This window comes from Roseinatronobacter ekhonensis, assembly GCF_900499075.1.
Lineage (GTDB): Bacteria > Pseudomonadota > Alphaproteobacteria > Rhodobacterales > Rhodobacteraceae > Roseinatronobacter > Roseinatronobacter ekhonensis.
Genome location: NZ_UIHC01000040.1, coordinates 1 through 18,570, shown reverse-complemented (window position 1 = coordinate 18,570; position 18,570 = coordinate 1). Strand labels below are relative to the sequence as shown.

The following is an 18,570-nucleotide window of genomic DNA, read 5'->3' as shown; positions in this document are numbered from 1 at the left end:
GCATTCCCAAGCGCGCGGCGGATCAATCCGCGCCGCGAGCCGCATTTTTCGGTGTCAGATAGCCGCGCTGCACAGCGAAAGCCAACGCCATAATGCCCAGCCCGATCGCGTCGGATAGCCATCCGCCCGCGATCATGGCCAGCGCGCCGATACCGACAACCGCCCGCAGATACGGGTTTACCTGGCCGAATAGCCAGCCCTGCACCGCCGCCGCGAGCAGGTAGACCCCCAGCATTGCGGTGACAAAGACATGCGCGACTTCCAGCCATGTGCCCTGCATAAGCAATGCGCCATTGTAGAAGAACATGAACGGCACAACAAAGGCCGCAAGCCCGATCTTGAACGAGGTGACGGATGTCTCTATCGGGTTGGCCCCCGAAATCCCCGCGGCGGCATAGGATGCCAGCGCCACGGGCGGCGTGATGGCCGACAGCACCGCGTAATAGAACACGAAGAAATGCGCGGTCAGTTGCGGAATTCCAAGGTTCACCAAGCCCGGTGCCACGACCGAAGCCGCGACCGCATAGGCTGCTGTTGTGGGCATCCCCATCCCCAACAGAATCGCGATACACATGGCGAAAAACAGCGCCAGAAGCTGAGAGGTTTCCGCCAGACCCAGAAGCAGGTTCGAAAACCGTGCGCCCACACCGGTCAGGCTGATAACCCCCACGATGATACCTGCACAGGCACACACCACGATGATCTGGATCGACATCTGACCGGCATTTTCAAACGCCTTGTAGATTGATTTCAGATTCATCCGGTAGGGGGTCAACCAACTGACCACGGCCGCCGAAATCGTCGCCAGCGTGCCCGCGCGAATGACGGAATAGCCTTGGAACAAGGCCACGATCAGGATGACGATGGGCAGGAACAGGAAGACCTTTTTCAACATTTCCGGCAGCTTCGGCAACTCGTCCGACCGCATGCCGCGCATGCCCAGTTTTACCGCCTCGAAATCCACCATCAGGTAGACACAGGCGAAATACAACACCGCCGGAATGATCGCCGCAATCGCGATATCCTGATACGGAATGCCGGTGATTTCCGCCATGATAAAGGCCCCTGCCCCCATGATCGGCGGCATGATCTGCCCACCTGTGCTGGCGGCTGCTTCGACGGCGCCAGCGGTCTTTTTGGGGTAGCCCACCTTTTTCATCAGCGGGATGGTGAGCGACCCGGTCGCCACCACATTGCCCGCGCTGGTGCCGTTGATCATGCCCATCAGGCCAGATGCAAAGATCGACACTTTCGCCGGACCGCCCCGTGCGCGCCCAGCGACCGCGAAGGCGAAGTTGACGAAGTAATCGCCAACCTTAGAGGCCGACAGGAAGGCCGCAAAAATGATGAACAGGATGATATAGGTCGACGACACTGCGGTCGTTGGCCCCAATATACCCGCATCGGTGTAAACTTGACTGAAAAAACGCTCCCACGAGATGGCGGGCGAGTTCAGGAAGCCGGGCAGATATTGTCCGGTGAACACATAGATCAGGAACACCACAGAGATGATGACAAGCGCCAGACCGGCCACGCGGCGGGTCAGCTCCAGAATAAGCAGGGTGCCGGCCAGCGCGGCGATGGAAATGCCGATCGGCGCAAAGGGCGTGCCCGTGGAATTGCGCATCAGCGTGCCGAACATGACGATCAGGTAGGTTGCGACCGCAATCCCGCAGATGCCAAGCACAAGGTCGGTCACGGAAAACGCATGTCGCGGTAGACGCTCGACCCATGACAGGCCAATCGCACCAACGGTCGCCACCATAAGCGGAATACCATACAGGTAGATTTCGCGGGATTTCAGCGTCGCATCCATGCCGTTCCACATGACGCCGCCCTCTATGAGCGTGCCGAACCATGCCGCAGCGCCAACCGCGAACAGCGCGGGCAGCAGCAGCAGCCATGACAGGCCGCGCACCAGCGGATTGGGGCGCATGTCTGACCCGTCCGTTTCGGAAAACCGGACAGAGGCAAACAACATAAAGCCCAACAGCAAGGCACCTGCCACATGGACAATGCGGAAATTCCACGTTTCCATCGGGAAGCGGGGCAACAGCGGAATGGTCACGCCGGTCCAGTCGCCGATTGAAAGGCCGTTCAGGGCGGCCATGTGAAACGCCGCGTAAAACGCGGACAGGACACTGGCGATGATCAGGAACTTGCCGCTGAACTGGCGAGCGTTGCCGACAACGGGTTCTTCATCAATCCCGTCCACGACAATCGGGGTAATTTCTTCGGAAGTCTTCTCTGACACGAGCGGCACCTGCTGGCATACGAAGCGGGCCATGCACGGCCCCGAAAAAGGCCACCCCCGATAGCGGGGATGGCCCGAAGGATCAGCGCATCAGCCGCCGTAGATCATGTCGGCGGGGATATCCGCACCGGCATTTTCCTGGAACCAGCGCGCGGCACCGGGGTGCCACATCAGAACGCCGTTCTTGTCCCAGTTCTCTGGCACGGTCGACTGGGCAGCACGGTGGATGTTCACCATGCGTGCATTGTCGGACATCACGACATTGGTTGCTTCGTAGACGAAGCTCTCGGGCAGGTCGCAATTCGCGATGGCGAAGTTCCACATCGACACGGACCGCGCGGGCGCTTCCAGCGTGGTGTAGGTGTCTGCCGCAATTTCGAAGGACGACACGGGGAAGGCTTCCATGATGGCAGCCTGCTCTGCTTCGGTGAACTCGATGATGTTCACGTCGGTCTGCACCTCAAGCTGGCTGACAGCCGGAACCGGCACACCCGCTGCGAAAGCGATCACATCCAGCAGACCGTCCTGCAACTGGCCACCAAGGTCGGACCAGCCACCGTTGCGGCGCTCGAAATTCACGCCCAGTGTTTCCATCATGCGTGGGAAATAGGTGTCGGACGTGGACCCGGCCGGACCAAACCCGATCCGCGCGCCATCGGGGATATCCGCGACGCTGGTGATGCCAGAGGACGACAATGCCGTCACAGAGAACGGGGTCTGATACATCGGGAACATGGCGCAAGCCTTGTCCATCGCCAGACCCGGTGCAATCGGGTTGGTCCCACCCAGCGATTCCGCCGCCGGGCCCATGGTGGTCATGCCGAACGCCGCGTCGCCGGTATGCACCAGCGCCATGTTCTGCATGGGGCCACCGGTGACTTCGCCACCGCCGGAAATGCCCAACTCTTCTGCCACAAGGTTGGCCCAACCGGAACCATAGGCGAAGTAGGTGCCGCCCTGGCTGGCGGTGCCGACGGTAAAGCTCGCAGGCCAGTCCGACATGTCCTGAGCATGGCCAGCAGTTGCGGTCACGATTGCAGCAGCGGCCAAAGCCGTCATTTTGTTATAACGCATGAAGATCCTCCCATGGATTTTGCGTATTTTCGCTGTCCCTGCCACCCCCTCACTTGAGCAGCAGAGCACGCCGGAAGGAGGATAGGGCCACCGTCACTATTGCAAGTGCGGCCTCTGGGCTGCGGCATGTTAGCGCAACCAAATCAGGCCGATGTGTAGAAACCTACCCACAAGCAGCGCCTCGTGTATCGAAAGCTACTCATCCGCCGATGAATCCTGGAACTGCGTCTTGTCAATCCCGTGACGGCTTAGCTTGTCATAGAGCGCCTTGCGCGACAGCCCGAGGGATTCGTAGACCGGTTTCAGTGCCCCGCGATGACGGATCAGCGCATCGACCAGCAGCTTGCGCTCATGCGTGGCCATCATGTCTGACAAACGCATAGCAGCGGCATCTTCCGATGGACCATCCAAATCTGCCACGCCCAGCGCATGACGCTCGGCCACATTGCGCAATTCGCGCACATTGCCGGGCCAGTCCAAACCTGAAAGCTGGGCCAGCATCGCAGGGTTGGCCGCGCGCGCGCTTAGACTATGGCGGGCCTGCGCGCTGGCCAGAAGCTGCGTGAACAGCGCCGGTATATCCTCTGCCCGGTCGCGCAGGGGCGGCACCGTCAGGCTGACCGCGTTCAAACGGTACAGCAGGTCGGGCCGGAAGCGGCCTGCCGCGACCAGACCTTCCAGCGGCACGCGACTGGTCGCGATGAACCGCACATCCAGCTCGCGCAGGTCGTTGGACCCGAGCGGAGAGATCACACGCTCCTCGACCACGCGCAGGAACTTGGCTTGCAGGTCGAGCGGCATGGCGCCGATGTCATCCAGCAGGATCGTGCCGCCACGGGCATGGTCGAACTTGCCGGACCGCGCGCGCAGCGCACCGGGAAAGGCCCCCGCCTCGTGCCCGAACAATTCAGACTCGATAAGCGTTTCCGGCAGCGCGCTACAAGTAATGGCCACGAACGGCTTTGCCGCGCGTGCCGACAGATCATGCAGCGCGCGGGCGACCACTTCCTTGCCGGTGCCGGTCTCGCCCACGATCAGCACATCGGCATCCGACGCGCCGATGGTGCGGATTTGCCTGCGCAGTCCTATCATCGCGTTCGAACGCCCGACCAGCCGCGCTTCCAGATCATCCGCCTGACCGGCCACCGCCCGCAGCCGCCGGTTGTCCAGCACAAGTTTGCGATATTCCAGCGTTCGGGCGGCGATACTGGCCAGTTGCGCGCCCGAAAACGGCTTTTCAATGAAATCATGCGCGCCCTCGCGCATGGCGCGCACGGCCAATGGCACGTCGCCATGCCCGGTGATCAGGATGACGGGAATGTCGGGGTCAATCTCGTGGATACGGGTCATCAGACTCAGCCCGTCCAGCCCCGGCATTCGTATATCGGTAATGACCACGCCGCCAAACCCGGCCGTGATACGGTCCAGAACCGTGTCGGCACGGGCGAAGCCTTCGGGGGTCAACCCCGCCAGATCCAGTGCCTGCTCGGTCGAGCGCCGCAAATCCGCGTCATCGTCGATCAGGAAAACGGGGCCAGCGCTCATTCCGCCGCTTCCACGGCTTCCAGATTGGCAGTCCGCAAGGTCAGGGTGAACACGGCACCGCCCTCGGGGTGGTTTGCCACGCTGAGCCTGCCGCCGAAATCGCGCACAATATTATAGGTAATCGACAGCCCCAGCCCCAGGCCCTTGCCCACCTCCTTGGTCGAAAAGAACGGGTCAAAGATGCGGGCCTGCAAGGCCTCGGGCACGCCGGGCCCGTGGTCACGCAGGGTTATTTCAACAATCTCGCCCTGCGGGGCGGCGCGCAGATGCAAGCGGCGGTCCGCTGCATCCTCGACCACATCAATCGCATTCGACACAAGATTGACAAGCACCTGTTGCAACCGCACCAGTCCGCCCGTAACCACGGGGGCAGGAGTGCCGATATCCAGATCAAGCGTCACGCCGGTCTTGTCCAGCCGCCACGCCAGAACATCGCGCGCACCGCAGATGGCATCGGCCAGTGACACGGGGCGCAACTGTTCGTTCGGCTTGCGCGCGAAATTGCGCAAATGACGGCTGATGCGCGTCATCCGGTCGATCATCCCAAGGATCTGGCCGATCGTGTCGCGCGCTTCTGGCAGGCGGTCGCGGTCCAGATAGGCGGCGGCGTTTTCGGCGTAGTTGCGCGCTGCGGCCAGGGGTTGGTTGAACTCGTGGCTAAGGGCCGCCGACATCTGGCCCAGCGCGGCCAGTTTGCCCGCCTGAACCAGTTCGGCTTGGGTCTGGCGCAAACGGCCTTCGGCCATCCGGCGCTCGGCCACCTCTTCTTGCAAGGCGCTGTTGGCGAATTTCAGTTCCGATGTGCGCTGCTGCACGCGGGCTTCCAATTCGGTCGCGGCGGCCTGCTGTACGGCCAGCCGTTCGGCCAGTTGCCGCCGCCTTTGCCACAGGCTGAACGCGGCCAAGCCCAATAAGCCCAGCGCCAATGCGCCGGTGCTGACCAGCGTCATCGCTTGCCTGTAGGCACCTGCCGTCGGCAGCAAGACCTGCATGGTCCAACCGGCACGCGGCATATCGGTGTGTAGTGCCAGGAACTCTTCGCGCCCGCCATCATTGGCGACAGTGCGCAAAACTGCGTGCCCACCCGGGACCGTATCGCGCGCATGCGCGATCTCGCCGATCTCGGCATTTGCATAGCGGCGGGTTTCACGCGTCCGCGCCAAACGCGCCTGATCCAACGCTCCGAAAGTGTGAAACAACCAGTCCGACCGATAGGACAGAAAGACGATACCCTCTGTGTCGGTCACGATAATGCGCAGGTCTTCATATGCCCAAGCGCTTTCGATCTGGTCCAGATCAATCTTGATCACCACCACGCCCAAACGGTCGCGCCCGATATCGACCGGCGCGCCAAAGTAATACCCCCGCTTGTTCGAGGTGGTGCCCATTGCATAAAATCGGCCCAAACCGCCTGCCATCGCCTCTGTGAAATAGGGCCGGAAACTGAAATCCCCGCCAACGAAGCTGGTGGGCTGGTCGTAGTTGCTGGACGCCAGTGTGACGCCGTCGCTGTTCATCACATAGATGACAGACGCGCCGGACCGCTCTGCATTTTCGCGCAAGTGACGGTTTGCGACATCGACATGGGCAGGATCGTCGGGGTAGCGCAACAGTGCCCGCAGCGCAGGCTGTTCGGCCAGTAAACCCGGCAAACGCTCGAAACGCGACAACAAACCAGACAGGCTGGCTGCCGCCAGTGTCAGGGTGCTGGAACCGCGGTCGTTCAGGTCTGAAAATTGCGCTTGCAGCGCACGATCATAGGCAAAGCGCGTCGCCCCGACGGCCAGCAGCAGCGCAAACGCGCCCAAGAGCCACAACAATCGCTGGTATCGCAAGGCCATCTGCCGCCCCGGTTGGTCAGAGCTTAACAAGACACCCGATGCGCGGCGCTTGTCAAACCGTCAGGCGTTGAACAGGAAATGTAGCACATCGCCATCTTGCACCGTGTAAGCCTTACCCTCGACGCGGAACTTGCCCGCATCTTTCGCGCCAGCCTCGCCGCCATTCGCGATGTAGTCATCATAGGCCACGGTTTCGGCGCGGATAAATCCGCGTTCGAAATCGCCATGGATAACGCCTGCCGCCTGCGGGGCCATGGTGCCGCGCGGGATGGTCCAGGCGCGCGCTTCCTTGGGGCCGACGGTGAAATAAGTTTGCAGATCCAGCAGTGCATAGCCCGCACGGATCAGCCGGCCCAGGCCGGGTTCTTCCAGACCCATTTCGGACAGAAACATCTCTGCCTCATCCGCAGCCAACTGGCTGATCTCTTCCTCTATCTGGGCGGAAATCACGACATGCCCGGCCCCTTGGGCGGCCGCCATTACTGCCACGCGGGCCGACTGACTATTGCCATCGGCGGCGGCCGATTCCTCGACATTGCAAACATACAGTACGGGCTTGGATGTCAGAAGCTGCAACATCCGCCAGCTTTTGCGCTCATCCGGTGCCACATCGACGGTGCGTGCGGGTTTGCCATCCTCAAGCGCGGTCAGCGCACGGCGCAACAGGGCGTCCTGCTCTACCGCCTCCTTGTCGCCGCCACGGATCTTGCGCGTCAGGTTGGCCAGTCGCTTCTCGATCGAATCCATATCGGCGATCATCAACTCGGTCTCGATGGTTTCGGCATCGGCAACCGGGTCGATCTTGCCTTCGACATGGGTGACATCGTCATCCTCGAAGCAGCGCAGCACATGGGCAATCGCGTCCACCTCGCGGATATTGGCCAGAAACTGGTTGCCCAGACCCTCGCCCTTGCTTGCCCCGCGCACAAGGCCCGCAATATCCACAAATGTCATGCGGGTCGGGATGATCTCTTTGGATTTTCCGATCTCTGCCAGCTTGAACAACCGCGCATCGGGCACGGCCACATCGCCCACATTGGGTTCGATTGTGCAGAACGGAAAATTCGCGGCCTGCGCTGCGGCAGTCTTGGTCAATGCGTTGAACAGGGTCGATTTGCCAACATTGGGCAGACCGACGATTCCCATGCGAAAGCCCATAATTTCCCCCAAGGCTGCGGTTTCGCCCGCTTCTAGGCGCGGCGGCGCGCCGACACAAGCCTTGGCGACCGGACCCTCTGGTTATCGGGGGTGGCAAAGCGTGCGAATCGGCAGGATTGCGTCCAGAGGCGTTTTCGGCCAAACCCTAAAAAAACCCATGAGAGATATGATGACCCGAATCGACACCACCTTTGCCAAGCTCAAAGCAGACGGCCGCAAGGCATTCGTGGCCTACATCATGGCAGGCGACCCGGACATGCCGGTATCGTTGGAGATTATGCGCGGGCTGCCAGAGGCCGGTGTGGATATCATCGAACTGGGGGTTCCGTTTACCGACCCGATGGCCGATGGCCCGACCATCCAGCTTGCTGGCCAACGTGCGCTGAACGGTGGCCAGACGCTGGAAAAGACGTTGCAGATGGTGCGCGATTTCCGCACCGGAAACGATGAAACGCCGATTGTGCTGATGGGCTACTATAACCCGATCTATTCGCGCGGGGTCGACCGGTTTCTGGCGGATGCCAAGGATGCGGGCGTTGACGGGCTGATCGTGGTCGATCTTCCGCCAGAGGAAGACAGCGAGCTGTGCTTGCCGGCACAAGCGGCAGGGCTGAACTTCATCCGCCTTGCAACGCCCACCACAGATGCCGCGCGTCTGCCCAAAGTGCTGCAAAACACCTCTGGTTTTGTTTATTACGTTTCGATCACAGGCATCACCGGTGCAGCGGCCGCGCAGGCCACGAATGTCGGGCCAGAGGTGGCGCGAATCAAGGCGGCAACCGACCTGCCGGTGATCGTGGGGTTCGGGATTTCAACGCCGGACACCGCACAAGAGATCGCCAGCGTGGCCGATGGCTGCGTGGTTGGGTCTGCCATTGTGAAACAAATCGCAGACGGCAAGCCATTGGCGGATATTCTAAGCTACGTCAAAGGGTTGTCAGACGGCGCGCATCGCGGTTGATTGCGACGGCGCGCGGCGTGTGGTCAGCGGGTCGCTACCGCGAATCCGCCCGCCCGCTCGCCCAGCACGACAGCCCACCACAGTTTGCCGTTCTCGTCCTGATGCCAGCCCACGCCCAGATCGGTCGCACGTGGGTCCAGAATGACCTGACGGGTTTCCGGCTCCACCATCCAGGCGTTGACGGTTTCAATCTCTGTTTCGAATGTTTCCGAGATCAGTTCACCGACGAAAGCACCCTGATACCCGGCGCGCTGCGCCCGCAAAATCGGGCTGGAGCCGTCCGACCCCCAGTGCCACGGGCGTTGCTGGAACGACATGTCCTGCGCATGGGTCGCCCCTGCGCTGGCCAGTTCCAAAGAGCTGGTCAAGGGCGGCAGACCGTTCTGTGCCCGCATGGTGTTGATGCCGTCCTGCATCCGCTGGCGCACGAGTGGCGCGTCATTCGGACCGATTCGATAGACCACGGGAACCGGCTTGCCATCTGGTCCCATACGCATCGGAGTGTTCATGGTGGTGCAGGCGCTTAGGCCAAGGGCAAGCAACAAGAACGTGGCAACAAAACGCATGATCGGGTCTTTCGTTGAGGATTGGCAGAGCCTTAGCCCGTTCACCAACCCAATTCAAATACAACTCGACGTGATGAGTGTGGCAGTCTGGCAATCCGGCAACGATCGGGCCCAAAAGTGTTGCGAATTTGACGACGCAGACGAAATCTGAGAGAGGCTTGTAATCGGCACGTTGCGTTCCATCGCAGAAAATGGTTTCACCCAACTCACGACATTTCGTCTTGGGAGCCGGCACTGGTGTTATGTGTCGGCGCATTCTGGAGGTTACTATGAAGAAAATCGCACTCGCAGCTGCCCTGTCGATGGCCGCAACTACCGCTTTCGCAGGCGGCCACGGTGGCAAGTACAAAGAGCCGGTCATCGAGCCTGCTGTTGTTGTCGAAGACGTCAAGTCCTCGTCGGCTTCCGGCATCATCGTGCCGCTGATGGTCCTGCTGGTTATCGCTGCTGCAGCTGCTTCGCGCTAAGCTCTAGCAGTTTTGCCAAAGAGAATGGTGGGCCTCGGCCCACCATTTTTTTGTTTAATCTGTCTGGATTAGTCGGGAAAAGACCCGTCTGCGCTAAGACCAGCCTGCCAGGTTTTCTTCGATCACCTCTGTCAGCGCCGCGATATGAAGCGCATCGTCGTTCAGGCAGGGGATATAGGTGAAGTGCTCGCCGCCGGCCTCTTCAAAGCTCTCGCAGATTTCCTCGTTAATTTCTTCCAGCGTCTCGATACAATCGGCTGAAAACGCCGGCGCGATCACGGCCAAACGCTTTACACCCTGCTTCGCCAGATCGGCGACATGATCGACCGTGTAAGGGCGCAGCCAACCTTCGGGGCCAAAGACCGACTGAAATGTCGTCTGGATCTTGGCCTCTTCCCAGCCCAGCTCCTCGCGCAACAGGCGCGTGGTTTTCTGACACTGGCAATGGTAGGGGTCGCCCTCCATCAAGTAGCGTTTGGGCATGCCGTGGTAGGACGCCACCAGAACCTCGGGCTTTTCCTCCATCGCGTCATAAGCACGGCGCACGGACGCCGCCAGCGCCTTGATGTAGGATGGGTGTTCGAAATAAGGTGCCACAGTGCGTGCGGCGGGTTGCCATTTCTGGGTCATCAGCGCCCGGAAAAACTGGTCGCAGGCGGTCGCAGAAGTCGCTCCCGCGTAATGCGGATAGAGCGGGAAAAACAGGATCTTTTCGCACCCGGCCTTGACCATCTCGTCCACTTTTGACGTGGTCGAAGGATTGCCATAGCGCATGCAGAAATCGACCATGACGCCATCGCCGAATTTCTCTGCCACCGTTTCCGCAAGCCGTGCGGTCTGGTCCTTGGTAATGGTCAGAAGCGGGCTTTCGTCCTTGTCGGTGTTCCAGATGGATTTGTAATTCGCGCCGGACGTGAAGGGCCGTTTGGTCAGGATGACAAGCTGCAACAACGGCTGCCACAGCCATGCCGGGTAATCCACAACGCGCTTGTCGGACAGAAATTCGTTCAGATAGCGCCGCATGGACCAGTAGTCATAATTATCCGGCGTTCCCAGATTGGCGATCAGCACACCGATCTTGGCTTGCGGCACGGCGGGATGGTCGGCATCGGCATGGGCCAGACGCCCGGTGCCGGGTTCGTCCATATGAACAGGGCATTTCGCCGTCGGCTGATCTGGCTTTGCATCGAGCATGGCTTCGTCTTTCATCTCACCGCCTCCTGAACACCTGAGCGGACATAGCGGAATTACGGGCAGAATCAATCTTTGCGGGGGATTTTCACGGGATCGGGCAGTGTAACTTCATCGGTGTTCAGCGCGTCTGCCAGTCGCGCCTTTGCCGAACCGGGGCGCAACGGTTTGGGCTGGTCGTCTGCCGGGGCCCAGCCAGAAAGAAAGATCAGCTCAAACCCTGCCATATAAGCCCCATCCGCGTTTGAGAAGCTGTCAGCATAGAGTGCGCGCGCCAAATCAAAGACCGCGCGTGGGGCGCCGCGACGGGGCCGCGCCGCCAGAGCATTGCGCTCACCCATGGCGCGCAGGTCGGAAAACAACGTATGCAGTTCGCGATATGCGACGCTTTGGCGCACCGAATCTGCCACCGGAAGCGCAAAACCCGCGCGCTGTAGCAGCGCCCCCAGATCACGGATTTCTGCCATGGGCAGGATGCGGGCACTCAGCCCTCCGCGCAATTCCGATTCTGCTTGGGCCAGCACGGCGCGCAGTTCCGCCAAGGTCTGCCCCCCGAAGAGCGCACCCAGAAACAGACCGTCGGGCTGCAAGGCCCGGCGCGCCTGCACCAACTGTCCCACGGGATCGTCGGCCCAGTGCAGCGCCATGGCGTGAATGACCAGATCATGCGCGCCCTCGTCCAGATCAAGAACAGCCTCATCCGCGACCACACGCGCATTCGGAACCATGTCGCCCCAAAACGCCGGGAAACCGGTGACGATGGCGGGCGCCGTAAACGATCTGTTAACCATCGTCAGCCTATCCTGTAGCTCCTCTCGGGCCAGGTCGTGCAGGAACATTGCGCCGCGCGCGCGTGCGCGATTGCGCAACAGGGCAGCACGGTCGGTCAGGCGCGGGGCGGTCATGAAAACTCCGTCGTGGGCGTGGTCAGGATGTAGGGGCAACGAGGGCGAAATGCAAAACCCATCGCGCAGATCGCCCACCAGAGTGCAATCCGCGGGTAGGGCGTTGCTGCACGCGCTTTACCCGCCGCAATGTGTGACCTGCGATGCGTTTGTGGCGGATGACGGCGCGCTCTGCGCTACCTGCTGGCGCGAGATGCCGTTTATAGACGGGCTGTGCTGCGACGCTTGCGGGTTGCCGCTGCCCGGTGCCGACCCCGGAACGCCCGTGCATTGTGACGAGTGCCTGACGCTCGCGCGCCCTTGGGCGCAAGGGCGCGCGGCGCTGTTATATGGCGACAAGGCCCGCAAACTGCTGTTGGGGCTGAAATACTACGACCGGCTGGACCATGTGCCCGCCGCTGCGCGCTGGATGTCACGCGCGGCCGTCCCGATCTTGCAGCCAGATATGCTTGTTGCCCCCATACCGCTGCATTGGACGCGGTTTTTGAAACGCCGGTACAATCAAGCCGCCGAACTAAGCCGTGCGCTTGCCAAGCTGCACGGGCTGGAACACTGCCCCGACCTGCTGCGCCGCACGCGCGCCACCGGCACACAAGACGGGCGCGGGCGCTTGGGACGGTTCACCAATATGCAGGACGCCTTTTCAGCCCATGACAAACGCGCCCCGCTTATCGGCGGGCGCGATATCCTGCTGGTGGATGACGTCATGACCGCAGGGGCCACCTTCGCAGCCGCCGCCGAATGCTGTTTGGCAAATGGTGCCGCTTCGGTACGGGTTGTGGCACTGGCGCGCGTTGCACGGGCGCTCTGATCCTCTATACTGCGCGGCAAACCACGCGCAACCCGAGGACTGTCATGCAACCGATTGAAATCTATACGTCACCCCTGTGCGGATTTTGCCATGCCGCGAAACGGTTGCTGACATCGAAAGGCGCCAGCTTCTCCGAAATCGACATTGCGCGAAACCCTGACCGCCGTCCTGAAATGATGAAGCGCGCCGGCGGCAAGCACACGGTGCCGCAGATTTTTGTCGGCGACACCTATGTCGGCGGCTGTGACGAGCTCTACGCGCTGGAACGCGCGGGCAAGCTTGATCCACTGTTGAAAGGGTAGGCACATGACCCTTCGTGCGGCGCTCTTGCAACTCAATTCCAGCGACAATCCGGCAGACAACCTGCCGACCACCCTGACCATGCTGCGCGAGGCGCATGCGCGCGGGGCTCAGATCGCCCTCACGCCAGAGGTGACGAATTGCGTTTCCACATCGCGCGCGGGGCAAGCCGCCGTCTTGCAGACAGAGGCAGAGGACCAGACCCTTGCCGCGATCCGTGGGCTGGCGAAAGAGCTGGGGTTCTGGGTGCTGATCGGCTCGCTCGCCCTGAAGACCGACGACCCGGATGGCCGCTTCGCCAACCGCTCTTTCCTGATCGGCCCGGATGGCGCGATCATGGCGCGATACGACAAGATTCACATGTTTGATGTGAAAGTGTCGGAAACCGAGATTTATCACGAATCCGCCGCGTTCCGGCCCGGCGACCGCGCGGTACTGGCAGAAACGCCGCTTGGTTGCCTTGGTCTGACGATTTGCTACGATCTGCGCTTTCCGATGCTATACCGCGCCTTGGCGCAGGCGGGCGCAGAGGTACTTTTCGTGCCCGCCGCTTTCAGCCCGGTCACGGGGGCCGCGCATTGGCTAAGCCTGTTGCGCGCGCGGGCCATCGAAAACGGTGCTTTCGTCGTCGCGCCCGCACAAACCGGCCTGCACAAGGCACAAGAAGGGCGCACGCGGCGCACGCACGGGCACGGCATGGTTATCGCGCCGTGGGGCGAGGTGCTGTTGGACATGGGCCGCGATCCCGGCGTAGCGGTGGTGGATCTGGACCTGTCGCGCGTCGCAGATGTCCGGGCGCGCGTACCATCTTTGCGTCATGACCGTGAATTCCTGCCACCCGGTGCGCCATGAGCTCTGACGTTGGAAATGCTCTGTTCAGCGAGTTGCTTATGGCCGATCAATTGGTGCGCAACAGACTGTCCAAAGTGTTGCCGAAAGGGATGGAGCTTTCGCATTTCGGCGTGCTGAACTTGCTGGCGCGTTTGCAGACGGAACGAACACCTGCGGAACTTGCGCGCGCCTTTCACGTCACGCGCGGGGCCATGACCAATACGCTGACCAAACTGGAATGGGCGGGATATGTGCATATCCGGCCCGACTGGGACGATGCGCGGCGCAAGATGGTCGCAATCAGCCCGTCGGGCAAGGCCGCACGCGATGCCGCGCTGGCTGCCATCAGCCCGCTGATTGATGATATTGCGCAAACCCTTGGGGATGCGCGGGTGCGCCAGACCGTTCCGGTATTGCGTGAAATCCGGCTGCGGCTGGAAGGCGACTGATCCGAACCCATTGCGTGCAGGGCTTTTTGCATTAAGTTCGGGCACAGCGAACAGGAATCTTGCGTGACAGATGACATCTCTGGCCTGCTGAAACGTCTGGCCGTGCAGGACCGCGCGGCACTTGGGCTGTTATACTCTTCGGCTGCTCCGAAACTTATGGGGCTCCTGACCCGTATGCTGGGGGACAGGGCCGAAGCGGAAGATGCCCTGCAAGAGGTGATGATCCGCCTTTGGCAACGTGCCGCCACCTATGATCCGCAGAAAGGCTCTGGCATGGGCTGGATTTGCGCCATTGCCCGTAATCACGCGCTGGACCGGCTGCGCGCGCGCCCTGCGGCGCGCGGGCACCGGGTCGTGAGCGGTGGCGAGGGTGATATGGATGTGCTCGACCTGGTTGCCGACCCCGCTATGGGTGTCGAAGATCAAACCATGCTGCGCGCCAGGATGCAGGCGGTTGTCGCCTGCTTCGAGGAACTGCCCGCAGACCGCGCCCGCGCGGTCCGGGGGGCATATCTGATGGGATTGTCCTATCACGATCTTGCCGCGCAATTTGACGTGCCGCTAAATACAATGCGCACATGGTTGCGGCGTTCGCTTATCAGTTTGCGGGAGTGTTTGGACCGATGACCATGCCCCCCGAAGATGACGACGACCTGCTGGCCGCAGAATATGTACTTGGGCTGCTGGAGAGCGACGCTTGGCGCGCGGCCGATCAACGGGCGGCGACCGACGGGCGCTTTGCGGCCCGGGTGCGCGACTGGGAAGCGCGACTGGAACCGTTGAACGACGAATTCGCCGAATTGCCGGCGCCAGACCTGCTGCCCCAGATAGAATCCCGCCTGTTTCCGGCCCCTGCCCCCCGCCGCCGTCGCGGTTGGCGCTGGTTGGGTGCCGGGTCGCTGGTGGGTGCATTGGCCCTTGGCTTGGTCGTTCTTTCGCCTGTGCTGCGCGCACCGCCCGCACCCGTGCTGACCGCCGAACTTGTGGCAGAGGATCGTGCTCTGGTTCTGGCCGCAAGCTTTGATGGCACAAGTCTGAACCTGCGTGCAGACGGTCCCGAAGCCGGGGCCGGACAGGATTACGAGCTATGGGTCATCGGCGCGGATGGTGTGCCGTCCTCGCTTGGCCTGCTGCGCGACGGTGCTCTGACCCGCGAAGCCGCACTTCAGGCGGGGCAGGTTCTGGCCGTCAGTCTGGAACCGGCGGGCGGGTCTACCACCGGCCTGCCAACAGGTCCGGTTCTGGCCACGGCGGAGTTGCGCGCGGGGTAACGCGTCTGTGATCGGAAATCTGCGCGCGCCTGAAACTTCCTACATCGCCCTCTCGTTCCCTTGGCATGGGCGCAAAACGCGCCCGGCATTTTGCCATAACAGGAGAGAGAGAATGAAACTCGCTACTTTGACTGCCGTGATCGCATTGACGACTGGCGCCGCATTCGCCAACCCCATGGTTGGTGGTGCGCCCATGCTGGAGACCCGCAATATCGTGGAAAACGCGGTGAATTCGGCTGACCACACCACGCTGGTCGCCGCTGTGCAAGCCGCCGATCTGGTCGATGCGCTGCAAGGGCCCGGACCGCTGACCGTGTTCGCCCCCGTCAATGCGGCGTTCGACGCACTGCCCGCCGGCACCGTCGACACGCTGCTTCAGCCCGAAAACAAGGGCACGCTGCAAAAAGTGCTGACCGCACATGTTGTTGCGGGCGATCTGACGGGCGAAGACCTGATGCGCCGCGCGCGGAACAGCCCGGACGGCTTTTTCCACATGCAGACGCTGTCGGGCGACGCGCTTAGCGCGCAGATGCGCGGGCGCACACTGTGGATTTATGACGAATCCGGTAATGCCGGTCGCGTCACGATCAGCGATGTGAACCAGTCAAACGGTGTCATCCACGTTGTGGACAGCGTTCTGCTGCCCCGCTGATCCGATCACAATACGGCGCGCGTCCTCCCCGCGCGCCGTATTAGTCTTTGCGCAGGCGTGCCGCCGACTCGTGGATGGCCTTGTATTGCCCGCCAACCCGGTGCGCATACAGGTAATCCGGCAGAACGGCAGACATGGGCGTGGGCGTCAGGCCCAGATCGGCAAAGCCCCGCGCATCCGCACTGACCACATTGTCGCGCGCAAGATTGCGGACCTGATCGCGGGTCAACACGCCGTTGGTGAACAGCCCGAAGCTGATCTTTTGCAAGATATCGAACGTGCTGCCCATGATCTTGGCGACGAAGAACGGCACATTCAGCAAAATCCGGTTGCGCCGGATTTCGGCCAGCATCTGCTGCATCAGCTCACGGAACGTGGCCACGTCGGGACCGCCCAATTCATACACACCCGGCGCGGCCCCTTTGGTCAGCGCCAGTTCGGCGGCGGCTGCCACGTCATCGACATAGACCGGCTGGAAGCGGGTTGCCCCGCCCACAACCGGCAGGAACGGGCTGAACCGCGCCATACCCGCGAACCGGTTGAAGAACTGGTCTTCGGTTCCGAACACCACCGAGGGGCGCAGGATGACCACATCCGGCATGGCCGCAAGCACCAATGCCTCGCCCTCTGCCTTGGTTTGCTGATACAGGCTGTCAGAGCCCGCATCCGCGCCGATGGCGGAAATATGCACCATGCTTTTAATGCCCTGTTCCGCCGCAAGCCGGGCAATACGGCCCGCCCCTTCGGCCTGAACGGTATCGAACCGGTTTTTGCCAACCTCTCCCAGAATGCCCACGCAGTTGACCACCGCATCGGCGCCTTGCAGCACCGCGCGCACAGAGGCGTCGTCGCGGATATTGCAGAACACGGGTTCCACCTGCCCCGGCGTGCCGTAGGGTTTGACATGCAGCGCTTCGTTCGGGCGGCGCACAGCGACACGCACGCGCCATCCGGCCTTGGCCATCCGCCGCGCGATATACCGCCCGACAAAGCCCGATCCGCCATAAATCGTGACCAGTTTCGACATGCCGACCTCCGCCTGTTGCGATCCCGTGAATACCTGCGTGCCACGCCCACGGCAAGGGCATTGGGCTTTTTTCCAAAGCCGCATGATTTCACGCATTTCAGGCGTTGACACTCCCCTGCGCCAAATCTAAAAGCCGGTCCACGCAACCTGCCCAGGTGGCGGAACTGGTAGACGCGCTAGCTTCAGGTGCTAGTGCCCGTACGGGCGTGGAGGTTCGAGTCCTCTCCTGGGCACCATTTATCCTACGTTGTGGCGGCCGGTCAGATGACAAAGGTGAATGGCTCAAGCATGTGGGCGGGTTGTGTTTCTTGAAGGGACGGATAGTCCCAATAATCACTCACCCCACACACTTGTTTTAGCGCCGCGTAGTATCACACAGGACGGCTCTGAGAGGCAACGCGCGTTGGCCAAATTATGGCACGGCGACCATGCGTATCGAGTGTGCGCCGATGCGCGACGCGACCCGCGAGGACACCGCGCACCGCAACAAGCCGACCGCACACCCGGTTTGTCGCTGTGCGGGCCGGTGACTTCAGTTTGTGGTTGTCCCAAGAACGCGCCAAGGTCATCCTTGTCCCAAGCCACAGGTTCTTGGAGGCGACGTGATCAAGATACTGCACACCGCCGATGTTCATCTGGATTCGCCGCTGCGTTCGCTGGCGCTGCGCGACGCAGCGCTGCGGGCCGAAGTAGAGGCCGCAACCCGAAGCGCTTTTGGCCGCATCATTGATGTGGCGCTGTCGGAAGGGGTCGCGGCGCTGCTGATCGCAGGCGACCTGTTCGACGGCAAGGCGCGCAGCGCGCGCACCGCCGCGTTCTTGACCGCGCAGCTAGACAGGTTGCGCACAGCCCACATCCGCGTGTTCTACATTAAAGGCAACCACGACGCCGAGAACCCGATCACTGGTGGCCTGGAGCTGCCCGACAACGTGCATGTGTTCGACGCCCGAGGCGGCAAAGTGCAACTGGCAGAGGATGTCTGGGTCCACGGCGTCAGCTTCGCAGACCGCCACGCGCCCGAAAGCTTGCTGCCGCGCTTTCCCGCGCCGGTTCCGGGCGCCGTCAATATCGCCATGCTGCACACCTCGCTTGCGGGGGCTTCGGGGCATGACACCTACGCGCCGTGCAACGTCTCGGACTTAGAGCGCGTCCGGTTTGACCAGATTCAGGATTCCCTTACTTCATGATCCATGATTCCATGTCTTTGAGCAGATATGGAGATAACAGATGGGCAAACCACATCCACTTGCGTTGCGAGAGCGCGTTG

Annotated in this window: 19 protein-coding genes and 1 tRNA gene; 11 read left to right on the top strand and 9 right to left on the bottom strand. The window is 61.7% G+C overall.

Annotation, left to right across the window (positions count from 1 at the left end):
* Nucleotides 1-22: 22 nt before the first annotated feature.
* The 5 genes from ROE7235_RS14780 to ychF all read right to left on the bottom strand — a co-directional run bounded on the left by ROE7235_RS14780 (nucleotide 23) and on the right by ychF (nucleotide 7,872).
* On the bottom strand, nucleotides 23-2,287 hold the full coding sequence (locus tag ROE7235_RS14780; protein WP_121096272.1) for a TRAP transporter permease: 2,265 nt from the start codon (nucleotides 2,285-2,287) through the stop codon (nucleotides 23-25).
* Nucleotides 2,288-2,344: 57 nt separating this feature from the next.
* Entirely contained in the window at nucleotides 2,345-3,328 is a 984-nt protein-coding gene (locus ROE7235_RS14775) for a TAXI family TRAP transporter solute-binding subunit (RefSeq protein WP_121096271.1), read from the bottom strand.
* Nucleotides 3,329-3,523: 195 nt separating this feature from the next.
* Nucleotides 3,524-4,873: a sigma-54-dependent transcriptional regulator gene (locus tag ROE7235_RS14770; RefSeq protein WP_121096270.1), complete on the bottom strand. Its 1,350-nt coding sequence runs from the start codon at nucleotides 4,871-4,873 to the stop codon at nucleotides 3,524-3,526.
* Nucleotides 4,870-6,714: a sensor histidine kinase gene (locus tag ROE7235_RS14765; RefSeq protein WP_121096269.1), complete on the bottom strand. Its 1,845-nt coding sequence runs from the start codon at nucleotides 6,712-6,714 to the stop codon at nucleotides 4,870-4,872. The genes ROE7235_RS14770 and ROE7235_RS14765 overlap by 4 nt, the downstream gene beginning before the upstream one ends.
* A 60-nt stretch (nucleotides 6,715-6,774) precedes the next feature.
* Entirely contained in the window at nucleotides 6,775-7,872 is a 1,098-nt protein-coding gene (gene ychF, locus ROE7235_RS14760; RefSeq protein ID WP_121096268.1) for a redox-regulated ATPase YchF, read from the bottom strand.
* Nucleotides 7,873-8,041: 169 nt separating this feature from the next.
* Here ychF and trpA point away from each other — a divergent pair, with 169 nt between their 5' ends.
* Nucleotides 8,042-8,833: a tryptophan synthase subunit alpha gene (trpA, locus tag ROE7235_RS14755; RefSeq protein ID WP_121096287.1), complete on the top strand. Its 792-nt coding sequence runs from the start codon at nucleotides 8,042-8,044 to the stop codon at nucleotides 8,831-8,833.
* A gap of 23 nt (nucleotides 8,834-8,856) precedes the next feature.
* Here the strand turns inward: trpA and dalA are convergent, their stop codons facing one another.
* On the bottom strand, nucleotides 8,857-9,399 hold the full coding sequence (dalA, locus tag ROE7235_RS14750) for a divisome-associated lipoprotein DalA (protein WP_121096267.1): 543 nt from the start codon (nucleotides 9,397-9,399) through the stop codon (nucleotides 8,857-8,859).
* Nucleotides 9,400-9,668: 269 nt separating this feature from the next.
* Between dalA and ROE7235_RS14745 the strand changes: the two genes are divergently transcribed.
* Nucleotides 9,669-9,866: a hypothetical protein gene (locus ROE7235_RS14745; RefSeq protein ID WP_121096286.1), complete on the top strand. Its 198-nt coding sequence runs from the start codon at nucleotides 9,669-9,671 to the stop codon at nucleotides 9,864-9,866.
* 93 nt (nucleotides 9,867-9,959) lie between these two features.
* Here the strand turns inward: ROE7235_RS14745 and hemH are convergent, their stop codons facing one another.
* Complete coding sequence (gene hemH, locus ROE7235_RS14740; RefSeq protein ID WP_121096285.1) at nucleotides 9,960-11,012, bottom strand: ferrochelatase; 1,053 nt, start codon at nucleotides 11,010-11,012, stop codon at nucleotides 9,960-9,962.
* A 113-nt stretch (nucleotides 11,013-11,125) separates the two neighbouring features.
* Entirely contained in the window at nucleotides 11,126-11,962 is an 837-nt protein-coding gene (locus ROE7235_RS14735; RefSeq protein WP_121096266.1) for a methyltransferase domain-containing protein, read from the bottom strand.
* A 49-nt stretch (nucleotides 11,963-12,011) separates the two neighbouring features.
* Between ROE7235_RS14735 and ROE7235_RS14730 the strand changes: the two genes are divergently transcribed.
* The 7 genes from ROE7235_RS14730 to ROE7235_RS14700 all read left to right on the top strand — a co-directional run bounded on the left by ROE7235_RS14730 (nucleotide 12,012) and on the right by ROE7235_RS14700 (nucleotide 16,276).
* Nucleotides 12,012-12,773: a double zinc ribbon domain-containing protein gene (locus ROE7235_RS14730; protein WP_121096265.1), complete on the top strand. Its 762-nt coding sequence runs from the start codon at nucleotides 12,012-12,014 to the stop codon at nucleotides 12,771-12,773.
* A 44-nt stretch (nucleotides 12,774-12,817) separates the two neighbouring features.
* Nucleotides 12,818-13,075, top strand: coding sequence for a glutaredoxin 3 (grxC, locus tag ROE7235_RS14725; protein ID WP_121096264.1), 258 nt, complete (start codon nucleotides 12,818-12,820; stop codon nucleotides 13,073-13,075).
* A 4-nt stretch (nucleotides 13,076-13,079) separates the two neighbouring features.
* The gene (locus ROE7235_RS14720) at nucleotides 13,080-13,925 is read left to right on the top strand and encodes a carbon-nitrogen hydrolase family protein (RefSeq protein ID WP_121096263.1); all 846 of its coding nucleotides are present in this window, start codon (nucleotides 13,080-13,082) and stop codon (nucleotides 13,923-13,925) included.
* Entirely contained in the window at nucleotides 13,922-14,353 is a 432-nt protein-coding gene (locus tag ROE7235_RS14715; RefSeq protein ID WP_121096262.1) for a MarR family winged helix-turn-helix transcriptional regulator, read from the top strand. The genes ROE7235_RS14720 and ROE7235_RS14715 overlap by 4 nt, the downstream gene beginning before the upstream one ends.
* A 63-nt stretch (nucleotides 14,354-14,416) precedes the next feature.
* On the top strand, nucleotides 14,417-14,980 hold the full coding sequence (locus tag ROE7235_RS14710; protein WP_220669574.1) for a sigma-70 family RNA polymerase sigma factor: 564 nt from the start codon (nucleotides 14,417-14,419) through the stop codon (nucleotides 14,978-14,980).
* Nucleotides 14,977-15,624 carry an anti-sigma factor gene (locus ROE7235_RS14705; RefSeq protein ID WP_183073527.1) on the top strand — a complete coding sequence of 216 codons (648 nt, stop codon included), beginning with the start codon at nucleotides 14,977-14,979 and terminating at the stop codon, nucleotides 15,622-15,624. Before ROE7235_RS14710 ends, ROE7235_RS14705 begins: the two co-directional genes overlap by 4 nt.
* A 112-nt stretch (nucleotides 15,625-15,736) precedes the next feature.
* On the top strand, nucleotides 15,737-16,276 hold the full coding sequence (locus ROE7235_RS14700; protein WP_121096260.1) for a fasciclin domain-containing protein: 540 nt from the start codon (nucleotides 15,737-15,739) through the stop codon (nucleotides 16,274-16,276).
* A gap of 40 nt (nucleotides 16,277-16,316) precedes the next feature.
* Here ROE7235_RS14700 and ROE7235_RS14695 read toward each other — a convergent pair whose 3' ends face one another.
* Nucleotides 16,317-17,303: a complex I NDUFA9 subunit family protein gene (locus ROE7235_RS14695; RefSeq protein WP_121096283.1), complete on the bottom strand. Its 987-nt coding sequence runs from the start codon at nucleotides 17,301-17,303 to the stop codon at nucleotides 16,317-16,319.
* A 149-nt stretch (nucleotides 17,304-17,452) separates the two neighbouring features.
* Between ROE7235_RS14695 and ROE7235_RS14690 the strand changes: the two genes are divergently transcribed.
* A tRNA-Leu gene (locus ROE7235_RS14690) sits at nucleotides 17,453-17,539 on the top strand.
* Between the two features lie 366 nt (nucleotides 17,540-17,905).
* Complete coding sequence (locus ROE7235_RS14685; protein WP_121096259.1) at nucleotides 17,906-18,490, top strand: metallophosphoesterase family protein; 585 nt, start codon at nucleotides 17,906-17,908, stop codon at nucleotides 18,488-18,490.
* The last annotated feature ends 80 nt before the right edge of the window (nucleotides 18,491-18,570 follow it).

Bases quoted from the DNA above. Each gene is read 5' to 3' on its own strand.
- ROE7235_RS14780 (WP_121096272.1), bottom strand. From the start codon at position 2,287: ATGGCCCGCTTCGTATGCCAGCAGGTGCCGCTCGTGTCAGAGAAGACT.
- ROE7235_RS14775 (WP_121096271.1), bottom strand. From the start codon at position 3,328: ATGCGTTATAACAAAATGACGGCTTTGGCCGCTGCTGCAATCGTGACC.
- ROE7235_RS14770 (WP_121096270.1), bottom strand. From the start codon at position 4,873: ATGAGCGCTGGCCCCGTTTTCCTGATCGACGATGACGCGGATTTGCGG.
- ROE7235_RS14765 (WP_121096269.1), bottom strand. From the start codon at position 6,714: ATGGCCTTGCGATACCAGCGATTGTTGTGGCTCTTGGGCGCGTTTGCG.
- ychF (WP_121096268.1), bottom strand. From the start codon at position 7,872: ATGGGCTTTCGCATGGGAATCGTCGGTCTGCCCAATGTTGGCAAATCG.
- trpA (WP_121096287.1), top strand. From the start codon at position 8,042: ATGACCCGAATCGACACCACCTTTGCCAAGCTCAAAGCAGACGGCCGC.
- dalA (WP_121096267.1), bottom strand. From the start codon at position 9,399: ATGCGTTTTGTTGCCACGTTCTTGTTGCTTGCCCTTGGCCTAAGCGCC.
- ROE7235_RS14745 (WP_121096286.1), top strand. From the start codon at position 9,669: ATGAAGAAAATCGCACTCGCAGCTGCCCTGTCGATGGCCGCAACTACC.
- hemH (WP_121096285.1), bottom strand. From the start codon at position 11,012: ATGGACGAACCCGGCACCGGGCGTCTGGCCCATGCCGATGCCGACCAT.
- ROE7235_RS14735 (WP_121096266.1), bottom strand. From the start codon at position 11,962: ATGACCGCCCCGCGCCTGACCGACCGTGCTGCCCTGTTGCGCAATCGC.
- ROE7235_RS14730 (WP_121096265.1), top strand. From the start codon at position 12,012: ATGCAAAACCCATCGCGCAGATCGCCCACCAGAGTGCAATCCGCGGGT.
- grxC (WP_121096264.1), top strand. From the start codon at position 12,818: ATGCAACCGATTGAAATCTATACGTCACCCCTGTGCGGATTTTGCCAT.
- ROE7235_RS14720 (WP_121096263.1), top strand. From the start codon at position 13,080: ATGACCCTTCGTGCGGCGCTCTTGCAACTCAATTCCAGCGACAATCCG.
- ROE7235_RS14715 (WP_121096262.1), top strand. From the start codon at position 13,922: ATGAGCTCTGACGTTGGAAATGCTCTGTTCAGCGAGTTGCTTATGGCC.
- ROE7235_RS14705 (WP_183073527.1), top strand. From the start codon at position 14,977: ATGACCATGCCCCCCGAAGATGACGACGACCTGCTGGCCGCAGAATAT.
- ROE7235_RS14700 (WP_121096260.1), top strand. From the start codon at position 15,737: ATGAAACTCGCTACTTTGACTGCCGTGATCGCATTGACGACTGGCGCC.
- ROE7235_RS14695 (WP_121096283.1), bottom strand. From the start codon at position 17,303: ATGTCGAAACTGGTCACGATTTATGGCGGATCGGGCTTTGTCGGGCGG.